The organism is Thermoactinomyces daqus, assembly GCF_000763315.1.
Lineage (GTDB): Bacteria > Bacillota > Bacilli > Thermoactinomycetales > Thermoactinomycetaceae > Thermoactinomyces_A > Thermoactinomyces_A daqus.
Genome location: NZ_JPST01000059.1, coordinates 1 through 16,364, shown reverse-complemented (window position 1 = coordinate 16,364; position 16,364 = coordinate 1). Strand labels below are relative to the sequence as shown.

Sequence of the window (16,364 nt, the reverse complement as noted above, 5' to 3'; positions counted from 1 at the left end):
CATGGGCATTGGTACGACCGCCACCTCCGCCGCCTCCTCTTCCGGCTCCTGCACGATCGGCTCCGCAATCAGTTCCGGTTTTGGTTCTTGATTCTTGGTGAAGTACTCGGGGAGACCATCGCCGATCACCCGCTTTCTCCGCTCTTCCGCTTTGCGTGCTGCCTTGATCAGGGCCAAATCCGGCTTCCGAGCTTCCTCCCTCTGCCACTCAAGCCACTGAATGGCCTTCTCCTCTTTGATCTCCCGTTTCGCTTCCCGCTTCATCCTGGCGATGCTCTTTTTATACGGTTTGTGGCTGTCCACAATCAGCCAGACAAGGCAACTTTCCATCATCCACATCGCGCCGCTAATGGCTACTCCGACGATGGGGCCGATGACCGGATTCGAGTGAGCCAACCCCCACATGTTCACTGCTGTTACAAAACCTAAGCTGGCAAAATACCCGGCGTTGAGAAAGAGCGGGACGTTCCTCTGTGTGGCCCGTTGCCGCCCACGAATGAATAGGAGCGACGTAAACAGGATCTCAACCAGCCCCGCCATCAAGTACGCGTTCAGGTGCAATGTCTGGGCCAGCATCGCCGTACTATGGATCGAAAGCCCGATCACCGTCCCTGCGATGATTACAACCACTCCGAAAACTCCGCGATCCACCCATTTTCTTTTGTGATACAATTGCACTGAATAAACCTCCTTTTGGGTTTGTTCCTTGGCCTGCCGCTGTTCGTTTGCGCTCGATCCGGCAGGCCATTATTATTGCTCTTCCTTCTTCGCTTCTTGGAGGTGTTGCCGTATTAGTTCAACGATGATGTCATTCATTGTTTTGTTTATTGCGACCGAATATAGCTTTAGCTCCCGATGCAACTCCTCATCTATCACTAGCTTCATGTACTTTTTTTTCATTCCCCTCACCTCCTATAACTACTATAACACCTATAACACCTAGGTGTCAATATATAATTCATAATTTTTCGCATAAAAAAGAAAAGAGCCTAAAAAGGCCCTTTTCACTCACAATCCAATCGACGGCTAAACAGTCTATCAAAGTCATCAGTGCTCATCCCCTGATGATATCCTTTCCCGTTGCAGTAAGAACAATGTATCTTCACAGGTTCCCCTTCTTTATTAGCTATCCAATGATACCCATGACCTTTGCAGGCCTGACAGATTCGTTTGTTTTGTCTCACGATGGTATCCCTCCTGTCGGGGAACTTCGAGAAGCCATGCAGTTTTCCTTCACTGTTCCTAGAGTTTTCACCTTTTCTATGTTCTGTAAAGTTCTTTCCATCTTCATTCCACTGTTTTCTGTAAAGCTCTTTTTATAACCCTGACTGCAAAACGATGACAGAATGCACATTCTGTAAAGTGTTTTTTTTGGGGTACATAACCTGCCAGGGCACACTTATACAACAAAAGTAGCATTCACCGCCGCGCCTGGGCGATCCCCGTCTGAAAAAGGTACTGATAAAGTGCCAAGTCAGTTTAACTAGTCCGCGCGAAATCTCAGATTTTGCGAGGTTCCATCAGCCCTTTTTCAGTTCGTTTTCAGCCCGTTTTCGAGTGTATTTTGAGTGCAAATTGAGCACGTTTTGAGCGCTGTTTGAGCATGAATTGAGTATCAGAATAAGTTAGATTTTTTAGCAGGCGGTAAACCGTTGACGTTCCAAGGCTTTCCCAGTATCTGTCCCATTAATAGCGAAGGTATTGCAAAAGGTACTTTGTAAGGGATTGCGACAGGTACTTCAACAGGAACCATACAAGTGCGGATGAATCGAAACGCTTTTTCCCTTGTGTCGTCTGCGACCGTGGCGATTATTGTAGGGATACAGATGTATAGTCAGATGACCGATCAGATGTAGGGTCACATGTACTGCACATGGAATGCAGATGGAGTACCATTGTATCAACTAAAACCGGGCAGACCACGCATATTAGGCAATTTCACCGACCCCGGATTACATATGAATTAGGGGAAAATTACGCCGTAATTACATGCGAATTACCGGGGAATTTCTGGGGGGGCGAGCAGGGGGTATCCCCCCGCTGTTCAGCGCGCGGGGCGACGAGGAAACGAGTCTGCCCCCTTGTCAGCCCCTTCCCGGTAGCCGCCGCGCGAAGAACAAACCAAGTCGGCCAACCAGTAGGTTCGCACGAACATTGCCAATGTGTAGATGCGCCCTGACGGGATCAGCTACCTCGGCAATGTATAAGTGCGCATTTTCAATGATGAGTATGTAAGGGTAGGTAAGTAGGTAGGGGAGCAAACAAAGATAAAGCCTTTTCCTTCAAGAGGTTTCACGTTTTTTCCATCACAGTATAGATATAAACATGGATATAAATGTGGAGATAAACATGGAAATAAGCATGGATATAAACATGGATATAAATCTACGGATAAATGATAACAGTCGCGCGCAGTCAGAAACGGAAAAATCCTTTCCCCTTGCCGATCCCTGATTGTTTACTCCTGATAAAAGTGCCGGGGGGGGTACTAGGGTATTCGGAATAAATTTTCGCGGCTCAGAGAGGCGCACAGAAGCTCTCAGGGGCATTTCCGAATCCCTCCTATCCCTTGGATGATTGAACGCGAAAAAACTTCACACATTGCGTCCAAAAACTCCCTCAAAAAGCATGAAAAAAGCACAGGATTAAACCTGTGCTGAGATAATGTCGCGGTATTTTTTCTTGTATTCCTGATCCAGATTGACCACTCTCGCGCAGTGTTTGATGAAACCCGTCAGGACTTTTCCGGTTGGTCCGTTTCTGTGCTTTTGCAAGTCGATTTCCAGGCATCCTGCAAGCTGTGAAGTCGGATCATAATAATCATCCCGATACAAAAACATGACCATATCCGCTTCTTGCTCGATCTCCCCTGACTCTCTCAAATCTGACAAGACTGGGCGTTTATTGTTACGCTGCTCAACCCCCCGTGAAAGCTGAGAGAGAACCACTATTGGGACATCCATCTCCTTCGCGATATCCTTCAGATCGCAAATGATCTGCGATATTTGCTCATATTTTGAAACGCGTGGGTTATCAGGCCGCACTTTGCCCAAATGATCAAGTATGATGCAATCAAGTCCCTCTTTTCTCATTTGTCGCTTGGCAAGCAATCGGATCTCTGACGTTTTACCGGCCCGATCATGGAAAAACACAGGATAATTCGCGATGATCGCCATTTGTTCACTCAGCTTTTGGTACTCCTCCGCAGTCAACACACGCTTTCCGTCTTTGTTTTTCAAGTTGAGTCTGTGAAGGTCGATCGTTGCTTTCATTGCTGCCATACGCTTAAGGATATCCAATGTTGACATCTCGAACGAAAGGTACAATATCCGCTTTCCTGCCGCTCCCATTGCATCCAACATAGAAAGGGAGAGTGCTGTTTTCCCCATACTGGGCCGCGCGCCGATCACGATCAATTCGCTCGGTTTAAATCCCCCCGTCAATATATCCAAGTCATGGATTCCTGTTTTAACGGCCCGATCCGGCTTGTCGTCATCAAGAAAATCAATCAAGTCGAGAACTGCCTCAGTCATTGACTTGGGAGTCTGTGTAATTGCACTATCTTCAATCTCCGCAATCTTGTCGCGGAAATCGGCAACCGTTTGGGCCAACTCCTCACTATTGCGGATCGCTTCTTTCTGAACAATTTCGCCCGCGATGCTTTTCATTTCGCGGAAGAGATAGAGGTTTTTCAACTCCTCGCAATGACTTCGCATATAAGCCGTTGTCAGTACTTGAGAAATGATGCTGATCGGCACTCCGCACTCGGCAAAGTCATAGGCAAGTTGAGTTGGATTCACACTGTTGATGTCCGTTTTGATTTTGGTAATGATCCGTTCAGCCAGCTGCCTGTGACCAGGATGGTAGAAAAAGCGGGGGTCAAGTATATCCTCCACTTTTTCATAGGCTCCCGGATCAGTCGCCAGTCCCCCGATGATCTGCTCTTCAAGATTTCTGGTATGCTCCGCCAATTCCACACTAATTGCAATCATGTGTAGTTCCTCCCCCGTGTTTTTTAAACCATTTCCGCCAAGTACGACTCAGCATCAAAGAAGTCAGTTTGCCTGCGAACCGGTTCGGATTTCTTTTTATCGCGAGCAGGCGTCGACTTTTCTTTGCTACCAAAATTCTGCCATCCGTCGTCAAGGAACCAAACGATTTGCGGGCCGCGATCTTTGTGCGGATGCTGACCGGACTTCACCTTCTTTATGTACTCATCCGCCAGTTCGCTTAGTTTTCCAAATCCCAGCTTTTCTTTTGCATTCAGAAACTTGCTGTAATGATCTTCATGCTTGCGGATATCGCTTGCCCCTGCCGAGGTAAACTGTTGTCTGAGTGCCATGTATTGAAAGTCGTTTTCCCATGGTTGGGAGGCCGTGGCGGCAGAGCCATCATCATCTTTATCACAATCTTTGTCATAATCTTTGTTAAGGTTTTTGACCGATTGTAATTTTCCATTTTGACCTTTGGTAAATTTGGATTTTGACCTTTGGTAAAAATCCAGTGTTTTCAAGGGGTTTGGCGCTTCCCCTTGTGGCTCAAGGGTTGAGCTTTGCTCTAAATACCCTAACTGTTGCTCTGCATCGTCGAAAACACTTGATTTTACTGGTTTTTTACCTTTGGTCAAAAACGGATTTTCGTCGTTAAGTATTTGTTGAATGACTGCTTTTTTCCATTTTTCGATCTCTTGGCGTAACACTGGGTAGTTTGGTCGAATGTGTGTTGTAGGACTCCCATCAAATTTGAAAATCTTTTTAATGATTAAGTTTCTATCTTCGAGCTTTTTGATAGCTGTTCTATACTGCTTTGCTGTGATCCGTATCTCATCAAACCAGTCATCTTGCGATTTTGCTATCCAATACTGCCCATCTTTGAATACTTTTACTTTACGCCGTCCATTTTGATCAGGCGTGAACCAATAGATGATTTGGCTGAGTAATGTACCAGCTACTAGATCATCTGCAATGTCGATATAAGCATGAAGTGTGTGGTTGAAGCGATGAGAAAACGCATGATTAGCTAGTGTTTCAAGTTCATGTGGATCAAAGTGTTTTTCCATGAAAAAATCCTCTCCCTTTCTCACGGCCCCCTCAACCGCAAGAAAGAAAGAGGATTCGCCCGCCTATCCTTGTGTGTACCTTTTTCGACATGGTTTATCATTGACCATGACCCTGAAAATAAGTACACTAAGGGTAGGTTCTACAGACCGGGCGACCTTTCTCTAACTTGGCGGTTGGGAAGGTCGCTTTTGATTTGTTTTTGATGTTTTTAATCTTATCACTCATTCAACAATTTGGACAAGCGTCCATTTACGCGCCCTTGGTGGCGTTTTTTTTCTGGTACTTTTTGATTACGAACTGTATCAGAGAGATGACCGCTTCCTCACAGGTCGGGAAAACCTTCCCTGTTGCCGGGCACATGAACTGCCCGGATCGCTGTCTCAATTCGGTTGACTCAGTTTCTTCGGGAAACAGAGACATAGGAAAGAGCAATCCCATGACTTCTTCCCATATCCCCCCAAGAATGTCCGAGTCCTTGATCCGCTTGGTTTCCTTCTCATATATGTCACAAACTTGGTTCCATGTCAGCTCCCCGTTCCTGTCGGCGCCCTGGGCTGGGCCAATCGGTTCTGATTCATCCTCTTTTGGTTCATCCTCTGATCTGTCCTTTTGGTTCGAGATTTGCTGTTTCAGTTGTTCGAGTTCCGCTTTCAGTTGGTCATTTTCTTGTCGCAGGCGTTGCACTTCTGGATACAAAGGGTTTCTCTGGGATATGAATCGTTCCAATTCCTCAGCTTCGATCCGATAACCTTCCTTGCGCCGGCCCTGTTCCGGCGGAATTGCTGTGATTTCACCGTCGCGAATCCATTTTCGCAGGACTTGGATGCTGTCGGTAATTCCGGTCGCCTTGAGCCGTTCAAGCGCTTCCGATACTGTCAGCATTTCATTACCTCCTTAACGTTAATTTATTGATGTTGATATTATAATATTGAAAAATAAACCTTATGTCAAGCAAAAAAACTCCCGATCATCGCCGGGAGGGAAGCCGATTATTCGCGAACAATCTATTCTGCCTTTGCAGTACGGGCTGATTCCTTCTACCACCCCTTCCATCCTTCGCCTTCATTATGATCAGCTCCGCACTTCGGACAATTACTTGAATACAAAGTATCTGACCAAGAATTCCCGCAACAACTACAATAGAACTCCATAACCCTAACACCATCCCGAACATCCTCACCTTCAACCCAAATCATATTTTCATCTCTCCTTTACCTTAGTTCAATTATATAATATTAAATAATTAACGTTATGTCAATAACATTTATAAAATAATCTCGAAAAAATTTTCATATACCCTTATGGGGTATACGACCAAAAAATGCCCAGAACCCGCTTAAATTCAAGAGGGAGGGGTATATGCCCGCCTGCTTCGTAACCGGTAGCGAAAAGAAAAAACGCCCGAATCCCTTGTCATATAAGGGATTGAGCGTTTCTCGTTTCCATGCGATATGGTAACAAAACGAGTCTTACTTTACCCTGTGGAAAAATAAAAGAGCATGCCTGCCCCTGCGCTCCTGCACCTACCGCCCATGCTCCCCCGGGCTGACCCCGGCGGGACTCGGTGATCTCAGCGTCTTGGCTTCATGCTCTGTTGATTTTATTTATTGCCAATCTTTCCGCTGTTTATACAGCCAGTATGTTTCAATTTCTTTAGCGCTTTACTCCGATAGAACAAACAAGGGGATACCTACACCATTACCCACTCTCGAAAAAGCCGTCAGAAGGCGAAATTTTAGGTCTCAGCATTACCCTCGCAATGGCATCTCCCCCGTCGTCAAATAGAAACACAAAAAAACGCTGAAACCGCTTGTCAGCCAAGCGATTCAGCGTTTGCCAATACTTCCTCATTAAAAACTTTTTCAACCCGTCGGATTTTGGTATGCAGCACTTTTACTTCATCGGTTTGATTTTTCTCTATCCGATCCAGACGGGTCTCGATCTTGTCCAATCGTTCCTCAATGTTGGTCAGCCGATCTTTGATCTCGACTTGACCCAAAAGGATTTGTTGAAACATCTCGTTTAAATCCATCGCGATCCGCTCCTTTGATGACTGTATTCTATCACATTATCCTTTCAGCTTCCGATAAATCGTTCGGAGCTTTGCCCGGTTATCGTAGATGAGAAATCCAGCCCATGCGATTATGGCCATAACGGCCACACACCATACCACAGTCGAAAACACACTTAAAATAGGCGGGATGACTCTTATCGCTATGATGATCGCTGGTTTAAAGAAAGCCGTCCAATAGTTTAACGGCCCGTGAATTTGGATGAAGTCCAAGAAAAAGAGGATCGCCAGCGCATAGTAGGCCGCCTGTACGGCCCAACCGAGCAGGAACGTTTCCAGTTCCCGATAGCGGTCATCGCGCCGAATAAGAGACATAAGCCAGGACAAAAAAGTCCGTACTGCCAACAGAAGAAAAACACCCAGAAGAAGCGCGTCAAAAGCTATACATACACTGACCAGCACATTTCCCCATTCTGCAAGCGGGCTTTGATAGGGGGCCAAGAGTCGGGTCAATGACGTTCTTGTTTGCGGATAAAACCATGCTGCCAAGCGCAGGCAAAAGACCAAAATCAAAAGCTCGGCAGGAGGAAAGATTCGCCGAAACCAATGGAACAATGCCACCACTCCCTATATTTTGTTTTAAGAATAAATACGCCAAAACTCCCGTTTTACCTTGGAAGGAATCTCCTAATGCTCTTCCAGAACTACTGTGATACTCCTATTTGTGAGAGGAAAAGAATCCAAAGGGAGCCTATTTGGAGTACAGGAGGTGTGCAAATGGGGAAACTGGACAAGTATGCGCGAGCTTCCAAAGAGAAGCGAACCGAGCGGGTTCAAACTAAGCTGACTCCCACTGAATACCGCTTATTTATGAAATATCTTCGTGATCGCGGACTATCCCAAGCGGAGGGAGTACGCTTTTTGATTCTGGAAGAGATCGGATTGGGAATACCGGATCATCTCTTCGGGGACTTTGGAGAGACCGCCGCGAGTGCAGAAAGGGTAATAATTGAGCCTGAAAGCACCCTGAAAGAGAGTACATCAGGAGTACAAAAGGACTCCAAAAAAGAGTCTAACGGGAAGCCGCAATATAGCCAATGGAGAGTCGATGGCAAAATGCCTTGCCCGATCTGCCAGACGTGGCAAAAGAACATAGCGGCTCACTTGAAAGGAGCGCACAAAACGACCAAACAGGCGGTATTTTCGGAGGGAAAATACCAAAAAATCGCTTCTGAAATGGTTAAAAGCCGTTCACTTTAACGAACTAAAGAAAAAACAAGCCACTCAGCGCCTCTGTGAGCGGCTTTTTTTGTTTCCGAAGGGTAATAGTACCCCCAAAAAATCCGCGCGTAGAGCGAATTTGAGCCGTTTTTTCGATATCGCATTTTTGGCTGATTTTGCGCCCGTCATGAGCCTCTCCCCTGCTGCCGACTGCCTGCCGCGGGGAGGGGGACGGCGCAGCGGGGGGAGGGGGCGCGCAACAGGAGGGGGGCCGGGGGGTGGCGCCGCCGCGCCGCCGCAACAGAGTCCAGAAAGAGGATTTTCATTTTCCCACTGACTAATTAAGAGAAACAGTGGCCTTTTGATTCCGTACTCTTTTTTCAACTCTCTAGAGGACATATAGCGTCCTTCCCAATTAACCCAATGTTGAATTTCTTTGAACTCCAGAAGTAAAGTAGCAAATTGATTCTTTCTCAATTGACTAGGTTGACTACGGCGAAAAAAGTCAAGTACCATTCCGTTCCCCCCTATCTGTTCATAATCTGACGGATCATTTCGCCTTCATCGGTGTCCGGCTCTACAATCCGACCAAAAAGCTTTAGTGACAGGCCATTCCAAGCATTTCTGGTCAAATCGTCCAATGTTTCTGATTTTTTCACTTCTTGTTTTTCTTTTTTCCACTTGAACATGTGGATCATCCTTTCAAATATTGTTTAGCCTTAACTCCGAGCACCAGTAGAAGCGCTCGGCGGTCATATTCTTCCTCGCTGATTTGCCCTTCACAATAGGCCGCCAATAGTTCCATTTCCTCCAGGGTCAAATACATTCCCTCGTGCTTGATGTTCCCGATTGCGCCGCGTATCAGTTGATTCATTTCATTTATCCTCCTCTAAGTACTTCAGCCAAAACCTAATCGCTTCATCAACGGCTTGATTTCTGCTAATGTCCTTCCCCCTTTCAACTGAAAGCTCGCGTCGTTTCTGGTCTAATTCCTTTAGCGTTTCTGGATCAAAGTCAATGATGCGTCGTATCTTGTTTGCCATTCTGGTCACCTCGCTTACTTCTCTGGAAGGGCAGCCGGAGCCGCCCGTTATTCTTAGTTCGCTGTCGAACAGATTTTGCATTGACTTACCCAATTTCCGTGTGTACAGACTTTGTGATTCTCGAGTTCAGGGCGTTTGAAATAGTCGGTTTCCTCGGCGATCTGCAATACTTTTAAGAAACCATTTTGAGTTTTTGCGTCCATCATGATCCGCTCCTTTAGTTTTATTGGGCCAGGGCGATCAAGCCGCCCCGTTGTTCTTTGTTATCTCTATTATATGATATCAACGATATCATTGCAATCATTATTTTAATTTTTTTCAGAAAAAAGTAGCCAGGTTTGCGAACAAAAATTGGTTTGTAACATAAACCACGGCTAGCCCTTGATTTCTTGGAATACCAACAGCACTACGAACAAAGAAGAAACGAAACGACGACTAAAATATTTCATCTCTTTACATACGAAAAAACGCGAATTCCTTTTGATATCAAGGATTCGCGCCAATATCGTTTATTCGTTAATGGTTTTCAACAATTCCTCGTTGAACACTTTTTCTACCCGTCTGATTTTGGTGTGCAACACTTTTACCTCATCGGTTTGATTTTTCTCTATCCGATCCAGTCGGGTCTCGATCTTGTCCAGACGGCCCTCAATGTTGGTCAGTCGATCTTTGATTTCAATTTGACCGTTAAGAATTTGCTGAAGCATCTTATTTAAATCCATATTGTTGATCTCTCCCGGTATGTCAATGAGGTTATTTTACCATACTCTGTGAGAGGCCAAAATAAAAATGACGTTCCGTTTGGACGTCATTCCTCTGATTTCAGCCTTAGATGCCCGCTAGCCGCAGAGGTAGACAAGAAATAGCGGCAACTCTGACCGCTTCTCCCCCTGTCGCCAAACCACGCAAAAAGAGTAATCAATCATGGCGAGGAGGACAGCCCCGCCGCGCCTGCCGCCCGCGCGCGCCGCCATCGCAAGGCGGACGAAGCGGAGCCGCCGCCGCGCGTAGCAGAGTCCAGAGACTTCTGGTTTGTTCGGAGAACAAAGTCAGGAATTTCGCACGCCTCGGCACGAATCCGGAAGCCGCGAACCGCTTGAGATACGAAAAAATACCCCTTTTTAGGGGTCATATCACTGAAATAGATAATCAGATTTTGATAATAATCATTCATATCGCTATTCAAATTTCGATTATTGGCTATGATCTCAACATTGAAATAGGTACTCAGATCACAAAAAAGCGGCTAAAAAAATAGCCGCTTTAGTTTATTAATTGTGGAACTTCGTCCAGTGTCAGAAAAAGCATCTTAGGAAAGAAAAACTCAGGAGATTCCTTTAACTCTTCATAAACAGGTTCTTGTTTGATCTCTTGCCAAGCGTCTTGAAGTGATTTTCGCCGGCTTTCTGTGTCCGTGATCCAAGCGATGGGGGTATGATCGTTGAGAACGACCATCCATTTGATATATAGCTTCATCTTTGGAACGACTTTCGCGCTTCTTCCGGTGATCCCTTCGCTCCCGGTGTCGTATTCCCCGTACAATCCGTTTCCGTCGATCTTCATATAGAGATCAGGACGGGGGAGCTGGCTTTTCGCTTTCATGTACTTGAACTTGTCGTTGATGTCTTTTCCTCGCTTCTCATGCCAAGCATCCGCAAAGCGTTTTGTCGCTTCCCAAGTATTCTCCCAGTCGATTCGCTCCATCGTTGAATCAAAACCTAAGTGAGAGTAGAGCCGACAGAAGGTCTCCCCGATGCCCCAGTAATGTTCTTTTTGCAGGCTTTTCACTTGATAGTCCGCCTCGATATCAAGTAGTTCCTCCACTACTTTCAAGCCGTCTAATCCAAGACTATACATATGTGCGCCCGGTTGACCTTTTAACTTTTCGCGGACTCGTTTGGAACGCGGGGGATAGTGGCTAACCACCATCTCCCCGTTTTTATTGAGCCGATAAACATAGTTGATGATCGTTGATTTTGATGTTTCCATCAGAGTAGCCAGATGATCTGGGGAAAGCATTCCAAAAGCGTAAAGGTGAAGTAATAGCTCATTGTGTCGTGTGGTGGGTTTTTTGAAAACGTCCATTACAATTCCCATGCTCATTCTCCTCCTTCTCCTTCAAGTCTTTTAAAGAGATCGATCGTTTTGGATTGGTTCGGGTTCTTTTTCTTCCGCTTTTTCGATAGTTCATCTTGAACCGTTTGATCAAGCTGTTTTTCGATCTGCTTGCTCGTAGTCCCCTTGCGGATCTCCGCTAAGTATTGAGTTACGGCCTCGTTCGCTTCTTCGATGGTCAGTCCATCGCGTTCCATGATGTCCTCCATTTCCTCCTGTGCTTGCTTCCAGGCGATTTCTTGCAACATTGAAGCACGTTTCGGGTCTGAGAAGTCAACGGCCTCGCCCCATTCATCCCACGTATAGGGAGGTTGAACCGTCATAAAGAAGGTGATCCGTTCGCCGTACTTGTTAAAAGTGACGACCGCGCAGTTTCTCGATTTCAAGCTAGTCAAGTCCTCTAAGTCAAATTTCGCGTCCGGTACATTGTTCAGGATGTCCTGTGCCGCTTCCCCCAGACTCCGGAAAATCAAGATGTTGTCGACCAACGATGAAACGCTTTTTCTTAATTGTGGGTGAAATTGGTCTAAAAACTGTGTCAGCAAGATAGGGACAATCCCTTTCGACCGCCATTTCGGGAGCGCCTGCTCATGGAGAATCGGGAGTTTCTTCAGGTTGTGCGCTTCATCCAAGAACACAAAGTATTTTTCCAACTTGTTTTTACGATGCCGCGCCGCATAATCCAATTGCATCATGAGGTATCCCATTAAGATGGATTGCTCGGACTCGTTCAGTCCTTCGCCGTTGATAAGAACAATGTGGCCTTCCTCTACCCACTTTAAAAAGTCGATGCTGCCTGTTGGTTGACCGAAAACCCTTTTGCACAACTCGTTATCTTTCAAGTCGGTTAGACGGTCGAGAAGTGGCTCGGTCTTGTTGGTTCCATAGTGTTTGGACTCTGCTTCCAAGTCCTCATACAGTTGTTTTTCGTAGTCGTCCCCATTTGCCAGTTGAGCCATGATCCGCTCGCGTAACGGCGAGTCCTCTTTCAAAAACTCCGGTACGGCTAAGATGGTGTGTTGTGTTGTTTTGTCCGCCATCAGTGCTTTTAAGCTCAGGCGAGCGTATTTCTTGAACCATGCGGACTCTGACTCATAAGCGTTACGGATAATATCTATCGTCGTGTTTACGACTTCATCGGTTGTCTGTCCTGGCATTTGCTCTAACAGGTTGAGACCAAAGGTATACTTGTCGTTTCGGACATCGAAGATATGAATCTTGTCTTTCATTCGCTCGAACTTCTCCGGGTGTTCCATCTTCCACTTCCGCAAATCGGTGAGGAGCGTAGACCAAAATTCCTTCTTCGGGTCGTACACAAAGAAACCGCCATATTCACCGTTAAAGAATTTGGGTAGGTGCGTTCCCCGGATAATCTCGAGTGCTTCACTGGTTTTCCCGCTTCCTTGCGTTCCTACGATCAGCATGTTGTTTAGGTTGTTGAGCGGAATGAAGATTTTCCGACCTTTCACCGGGTGGTCGAGCGTTCCGGCAAATACCCCTTTGTTCATGTCGTCGGGGGCAATCAGGTTTTGCCCGGAGCGACGAGAGGGAATCCGGCTGGTGATATGCTCTTCCGCGTTGTCAACTTGTTCTTTCTTCGGATAATCCGGCAACTTGAGAAGCGTTGCAAGCTCGTTCCCTGTCATGAGGATTTTGTTTTTCAGCGGGAAGGGAGCAACCGTGAGCGGGCATTTCTTGGTTTCCTTTACGATCAGTTCGTTATAGTGGTTGAGGGTGCGTTGCAGATTGTTCATCAGGTTTTTAGCGGATTTTCCCATGAGTTCCGACCAAACTTTGATTTGTACATCGAACTGATTTTTTGCGTGTGCTTGGCGATCCACTAAGGCTTTGTCTTTGTTCTGGATCAACTGAGGCGGATTGTCTTTGTATTTTCTCGCGTATCGCTTCCGGTTTTGTTTGATGGTTCGTTTCAGTTTCCACTTGGTTGCCCGCCGGAAAGTGAAGGACAGATAACTCCCCGGACGCATATGTGACAGTATCTTTGACAGTTGTTCTTTCTTCTCAAACGATTGAAACGGAAGTCCTTTTTCTTTCCGCGTTTTGTAGGTAAGCACTCCGCCCGTTCCTACTTCGGTGACAGGGAAAGGAATATCCATCAGGTCAACATCGACTAACTCACAGTTCCGATAGCAGTCCCGAATGACTTGAAAAACCTCGTCTTTCAGTTCGCGCGGATACTTCAGATAGATAGCGATTTCCCCAAGATCTTCCTCTCCTTTGGGTTTGCGGGACTTGTCGCAGTGAAACAGCAACTCAAACCAGCACGGTCCTTTGTAGAGTGTGGAGAACTTCCCGCGTCTGGTGTACCAAAGCGAATTAACCAGATCATGAATATCTGCTTCGCTGGTTTTCGTTTTGGCGTGTGGGATGATTCGTACCACGCCTACATATTTTTTCGCTTGTTTCAGTTGATACAAGACCGATCCGGCGTAGAGGATTCCTGCAACGGCTGCCCCTTCTATTCCGTACATCGCCCAATTGCTTAAAGCGTCCACCATCGGCGTTGAGTGTGGAGCCGTTGCAGTCGCTGTATTGCCAGCCGCTTCCGCCGTTTTGGCAGGGACTCCCCCCGCGAACACTTCGCTTTTCAGTTCCTTCACATGCTCCGTTAGTGATTTGATTAACCTGTCTACCAAAAAACCCGCTATTCCTAGTCCCGCCGCCCAAGATAGGATATCACCCAAAGCGTCCATCTCTTTGTTATTGTTAGACATCTATGTTACCTCCTTGTAGTGTCAAAGAATGAAGGAAAACAGGGGGAGGAATCCCCCTTTGTTAGGTCAAACTTTGAATCCATCCATCGAACAGCCAATGAAACAAGTCGATCCCAAATTGTTTTATGAAGTCAGGTGAAAAAATCAGAACCGATACCGCAAGCGCAAACAGCGCGAACCCTAGGAATTTGGTGAAGGCACGTTGCCAAAAGTAGTACAAAGAAAAAGCTATGACCACTAAGAGGAAGAGTGAACCAATCTCGTGCCCTAACGCGCTTTGCAACTTTTCTCCCGGCCCTGCCGCATCTAAGAAAATTTTCACTAGTGACATCCTTTCTAGTTGTCAAACACATGTTTCCATTTTAATATATCAGAATTTAGAAATCGCTTTTGACGTTCAGCCAGCCGCAATCCTTCAGCGGGTCTTTCTCATCGCCCTGGGGAAGGTCGAGGGACGGCCCCTGTCCACTTCCCCACGGATTCTCAGCGATCCGGTCGGAATCACCGCCGCGAAGAAGGTCGTCAAGAAAGTTCAGCATGTCTTTTTGCTCCTTTCTTCTGGTAAGATAGGAGCTAAGAGAGTCTTCCTGGCTCCCCTTTGTTTTAGAAAGAGTCTGCTGCGGTTTGCGAGGCCTGGCAGCAGGCTCTGGACAAATATTGTCGCCATCAACTTTGGGGCTATTTACGGTACTTCGAAAGCATCTCTTTGACCTTTTCTTTGTCGGTACCATCGCCGGCAAGCATGATGCGGAGTCCTTTGATTCCCCAGTCATCATCGCACCGGCAAAGATATAAGTAAGTAACTTCTTCATGAGTCATTCGATTGATCCGAAGGGCAATCAGTTCCACGCGATTCATGTCAACCATTCCCTTGGACACCTTGGCAAGCAAGGCAATACGCCGCCAAGATTCCTCGCTGAGAATGATGGTTCTTCCGCGTTTTGGAACGTTCCGAAGACTTTGATGTAGGTTAAGTTCTGCGCCTGTTTTTGGACAAAGGACTTGGGTATGGAGCCAATGGGAGACAATGCGGAAGCATCGATTTAATGCTTTTCCTCCAAGTATCGCTTCTTTTTTTGTCTCGTCTGCGAATGCCTTCAGAAGGATTTCGAGACCATCCGAAGTACCTTTTATTACCGCTTGATAACGGGGGTCTTGATCTTGAACATAACACCCTTGTCTATATCCTTGCGCCATGCTGATCAGCCCCTTTATTTTCGGTGAAGCGGATTCTCTCGATGCCCAAACGAGGATTGTTCCTGAAGGATTCCTTGTGCTGAACCAGCGCGGCTAGTTGATACAAAACATCCCATGTTTTTTGTTCGCCCGCCGGATCATTGGGCCGGCATTTGATCGTAAACACACGATACGTTTTCCCCACTGTCACCATCTCCTTTGATTGTGGTAACATGGGAGAAGGGTGTAATACCCAAGCTCCCATGTCTTGGGCATTACTGCCCGTGTGATACCTCTGTCAGTGGACTTTGGTCGGTTCGGCTGACAGAGGTGTTTGATTTTTGAGCGTTCATTCCAGCGACTAAAACCAAGAGCGCAACTACGATCCCAACAATAGCCACCAAATCTCTCAGCAAGCCGCCTTTCTTCTTCCTGCGCTTCCGGCGTTTCTTCGCCATGATCATCAAGCTCCTTTCTCCTCGAATAATCCGGGTTCAAAGATCAGCTCATCTCCCAAAGAGTCGATCAAACTTTCCAGTTCTTCATGGGTTTCGATTTCTTCGGCAATCACCCATTCTGAGTCTTCGGTTCCATAATGCGTGATTGCCAACTGCTCACCTTTCAATCCTGCTTCGATCACCCCTTTTGCGGACACAATCAGTGCAGCGCTTTCGTCAAAGATTTCATCTTGGTTATACAAGACCGCCTCAACATACCAGAGTTTCATGCTTTTCCCTCCATGATTTTTTTGGCTGGCTCATCAGCGGGCAGTCGCCACACTGCCCGGACAAGGAGCCGCAGCCCCTTGTTTCGCCTTTTTTACTTTCCTGGCTGAAACTTATCCAGATCAGTCCATATATTCCTGACATGAATCAAGAAGTTAGCAAACTCTCTTCGGGTCACGATAGGATCTCCATAAAGATCTCCATCGATAGTCATATCGATCAGCCAATCTTCACTCGGTTTCATTAAATGCTCGTTGTATCTGTGATAGTTTTGGATA

Annotated in this window: 22 protein-coding genes and 1 other RNA gene; 1 reads left to right on the top strand and 22 read right to left on the bottom strand. The window is 46.5% G+C overall.

Annotated elements, in window-relative coordinates:
- The 7 genes from JG50_RS0116695 to JG50_RS0116665 form a co-directional block, all read right to left on the bottom strand.
- The coding region (locus tag JG50_RS0116695) for a hypothetical protein (RefSeq protein WP_033102257.1) at nt 1-678 on the bottom strand (678 nt) is incomplete at its 3' end.
- Between the two features lie 72 nt (nt 679-750).
- Entirely contained in the window at nt 751-900 is a 150-nt protein-coding gene (locus JG50_RS20365; RefSeq protein WP_160173930.1) for a hypothetical protein, read from the bottom strand.
- A gap of 1,745 nt (nt 901-2,645) precedes the next feature.
- Nucleotides 2,646-3,992 (bottom strand): replicative DNA helicase, encoded by a 1,347-nt coding sequence (locus tag JG50_RS0116690; protein ID WP_033102256.1) that lies wholly within the window; start codon nt 3,990-3,992, stop codon nt 2,646-2,648.
- 23 nt (nt 3,993-4,015) lie between these two features.
- Entirely contained in the window at nt 4,016-5,059 is a 1,044-nt protein-coding gene (locus tag JG50_RS19115) for a hypothetical protein (protein WP_052154434.1), read from the bottom strand.
- Nucleotides 5,060-5,309: 250 nt separating this feature from the next.
- Nucleotides 5,310-5,942, bottom strand: coding sequence for a helix-turn-helix domain-containing protein (locus tag JG50_RS0116680; RefSeq protein WP_033102255.1), 633 nt, complete (start codon nt 5,940-5,942; stop codon nt 5,310-5,312).
- 931 nt (nt 5,943-6,873) lie between these two features.
- Nucleotides 6,874-7,092, bottom strand: coding sequence for a hypothetical protein (locus tag JG50_RS0116670; protein WP_033102253.1), 219 nt, complete (start codon nt 7,090-7,092; stop codon nt 6,874-6,876).
- A gap of 36 nt (nt 7,093-7,128) precedes the next feature.
- Nucleotides 7,129-7,686 (bottom strand): hypothetical protein, encoded by a 558-nt coding sequence (locus JG50_RS0116665; RefSeq protein WP_033102252.1) that lies wholly within the window; start codon nt 7,684-7,686, stop codon nt 7,129-7,131.
- Between the two features lie 162 nt (nt 7,687-7,848).
- Between JG50_RS0116665 and JG50_RS0116660 the strand changes: the two genes are divergently transcribed.
- Nucleotides 7,849-8,331, top strand: coding sequence for a hypothetical protein (locus JG50_RS0116660; protein WP_033102251.1), 483 nt, complete (start codon nt 7,849-7,851; stop codon nt 8,329-8,331).
- A gap of 24 nt (nt 8,332-8,355) precedes the next feature.
- On the opposite strand, the gene JG50_RS0116655 is transcribed toward JG50_RS0116660, so the two are convergent.
- The 15 genes from JG50_RS0116655 to JG50_RS20785 all read right to left on the bottom strand — a co-directional run.
- Entirely contained in the window at nt 8,356-8,808 is a 453-nt protein-coding gene (locus tag JG50_RS0116655) for a hypothetical protein (protein ID WP_033102250.1), read from the bottom strand.
- 11 nt (nt 8,809-8,819) lie between these two features.
- Nucleotides 8,820-8,981 (bottom strand): hypothetical protein, encoded by a 162-nt coding sequence (locus JG50_RS20360; RefSeq protein ID WP_160173929.1) that lies wholly within the window; start codon nt 8,979-8,981, stop codon nt 8,820-8,822.
- 5 nt (nt 8,982-8,986) lie between these two features.
- Nucleotides 8,987-9,166 (bottom strand): hypothetical protein, encoded by a 180-nt coding sequence (locus JG50_RS0116650; protein ID WP_033102249.1) that lies wholly within the window; start codon nt 9,164-9,166, stop codon nt 8,987-8,989.
- A gap of 1 nt (nt 9,167) precedes the next feature.
- Complete coding sequence (locus JG50_RS20355; RefSeq protein WP_160173928.1) at nt 9,168-9,335, bottom strand: hypothetical protein; 168 nt, start codon at nt 9,333-9,335, stop codon at nt 9,168-9,170.
- Nucleotides 9,336-9,844: 509 nt separating this feature from the next.
- Nucleotides 9,845-10,057, bottom strand: a complete 213-nt coding sequence (locus tag JG50_RS0116645; protein ID WP_033102248.1) for a hypothetical protein — start codon at nt 10,055-10,057, stop codon at nt 9,845-9,847.
- 541 nt (nt 10,058-10,598) lie between these two features.
- Nucleotides 10,599-11,438 (bottom strand): replication-relaxation family protein, encoded by an 840-nt coding sequence (locus tag JG50_RS0116640; RefSeq protein ID WP_081944015.1) that lies wholly within the window; start codon nt 11,436-11,438, stop codon nt 10,599-10,601.
- Nucleotides 11,435-14,185, bottom strand: a complete 2,751-nt coding sequence (locus tag JG50_RS0116635; protein WP_033102246.1) for a type IV secretory system conjugative DNA transfer family protein — start codon at nt 14,183-14,185, stop codon at nt 11,435-11,437. The genes JG50_RS0116640 and JG50_RS0116635 overlap by 4 nt, the downstream gene beginning before the upstream one ends.
- Nucleotides 14,186-14,246: 61 nt before the next feature.
- Nucleotides 14,247-14,507 (bottom strand): hypothetical protein, encoded by a 261-nt coding sequence (locus JG50_RS0116630; protein ID WP_033102245.1) that lies wholly within the window; start codon nt 14,505-14,507, stop codon nt 14,247-14,249.
- A 55-nt stretch (nt 14,508-14,562) separates the two neighbouring features.
- Nucleotides 14,563-14,724 carry a hypothetical protein gene (locus tag JG50_RS20350; RefSeq protein ID WP_160173927.1) on the bottom strand — a complete coding sequence of 54 codons (162 nt, stop codon included), beginning with the start codon at nt 14,722-14,724 and terminating at the stop codon, nt 14,563-14,565.
- Between the two features lie 139 nt (nt 14,725-14,863).
- Entirely contained in the window at nt 14,864-15,382 is a 519-nt protein-coding gene (locus JG50_RS0116625) for a DUF7680 family protein (RefSeq protein WP_033102244.1), read from the bottom strand.
- Nucleotides 15,366-15,566 carry a hypothetical protein gene (locus tag JG50_RS0116620; RefSeq protein ID WP_033102243.1) on the bottom strand — a complete coding sequence of 67 codons (201 nt, stop codon included), beginning with the start codon at nt 15,564-15,566 and terminating at the stop codon, nt 15,366-15,368. Before JG50_RS0116620 ends, JG50_RS0116625 begins: the two co-directional genes overlap by 17 nt.
- A gap of 70 nt (nt 15,567-15,636) precedes the next feature.
- Nucleotides 15,637-15,828, bottom strand: coding sequence for a hypothetical protein (locus JG50_RS0116615; protein ID WP_152568636.1), 192 nt, complete (start codon nt 15,826-15,828; stop codon nt 15,637-15,639).
- A complete protein-coding gene (locus JG50_RS0116610; protein ID WP_033102241.1) occupies nt 15,825-16,088 on the bottom strand; it encodes a hypothetical protein in 264 nt (87 codons plus the stop codon). Before JG50_RS0116610 ends, JG50_RS0116615 begins: the two co-directional genes overlap by 4 nt.
- A gap of 19 nt (nt 16,089-16,107) precedes the next feature.
- Nucleotides 16,108-16,177: hammerhead ribozyme type II (locus JG50_RS19565), an RNA gene on the bottom strand.
- A gap of 3 nt (nt 16,178-16,180) precedes the next feature.
- Nucleotides 16,181-16,364, bottom strand: a 184-nt coding sequence (locus JG50_RS20785) for a hypothetical protein (RefSeq protein WP_033102240.1), incomplete at its 5' end; no start/stop codon positions are given.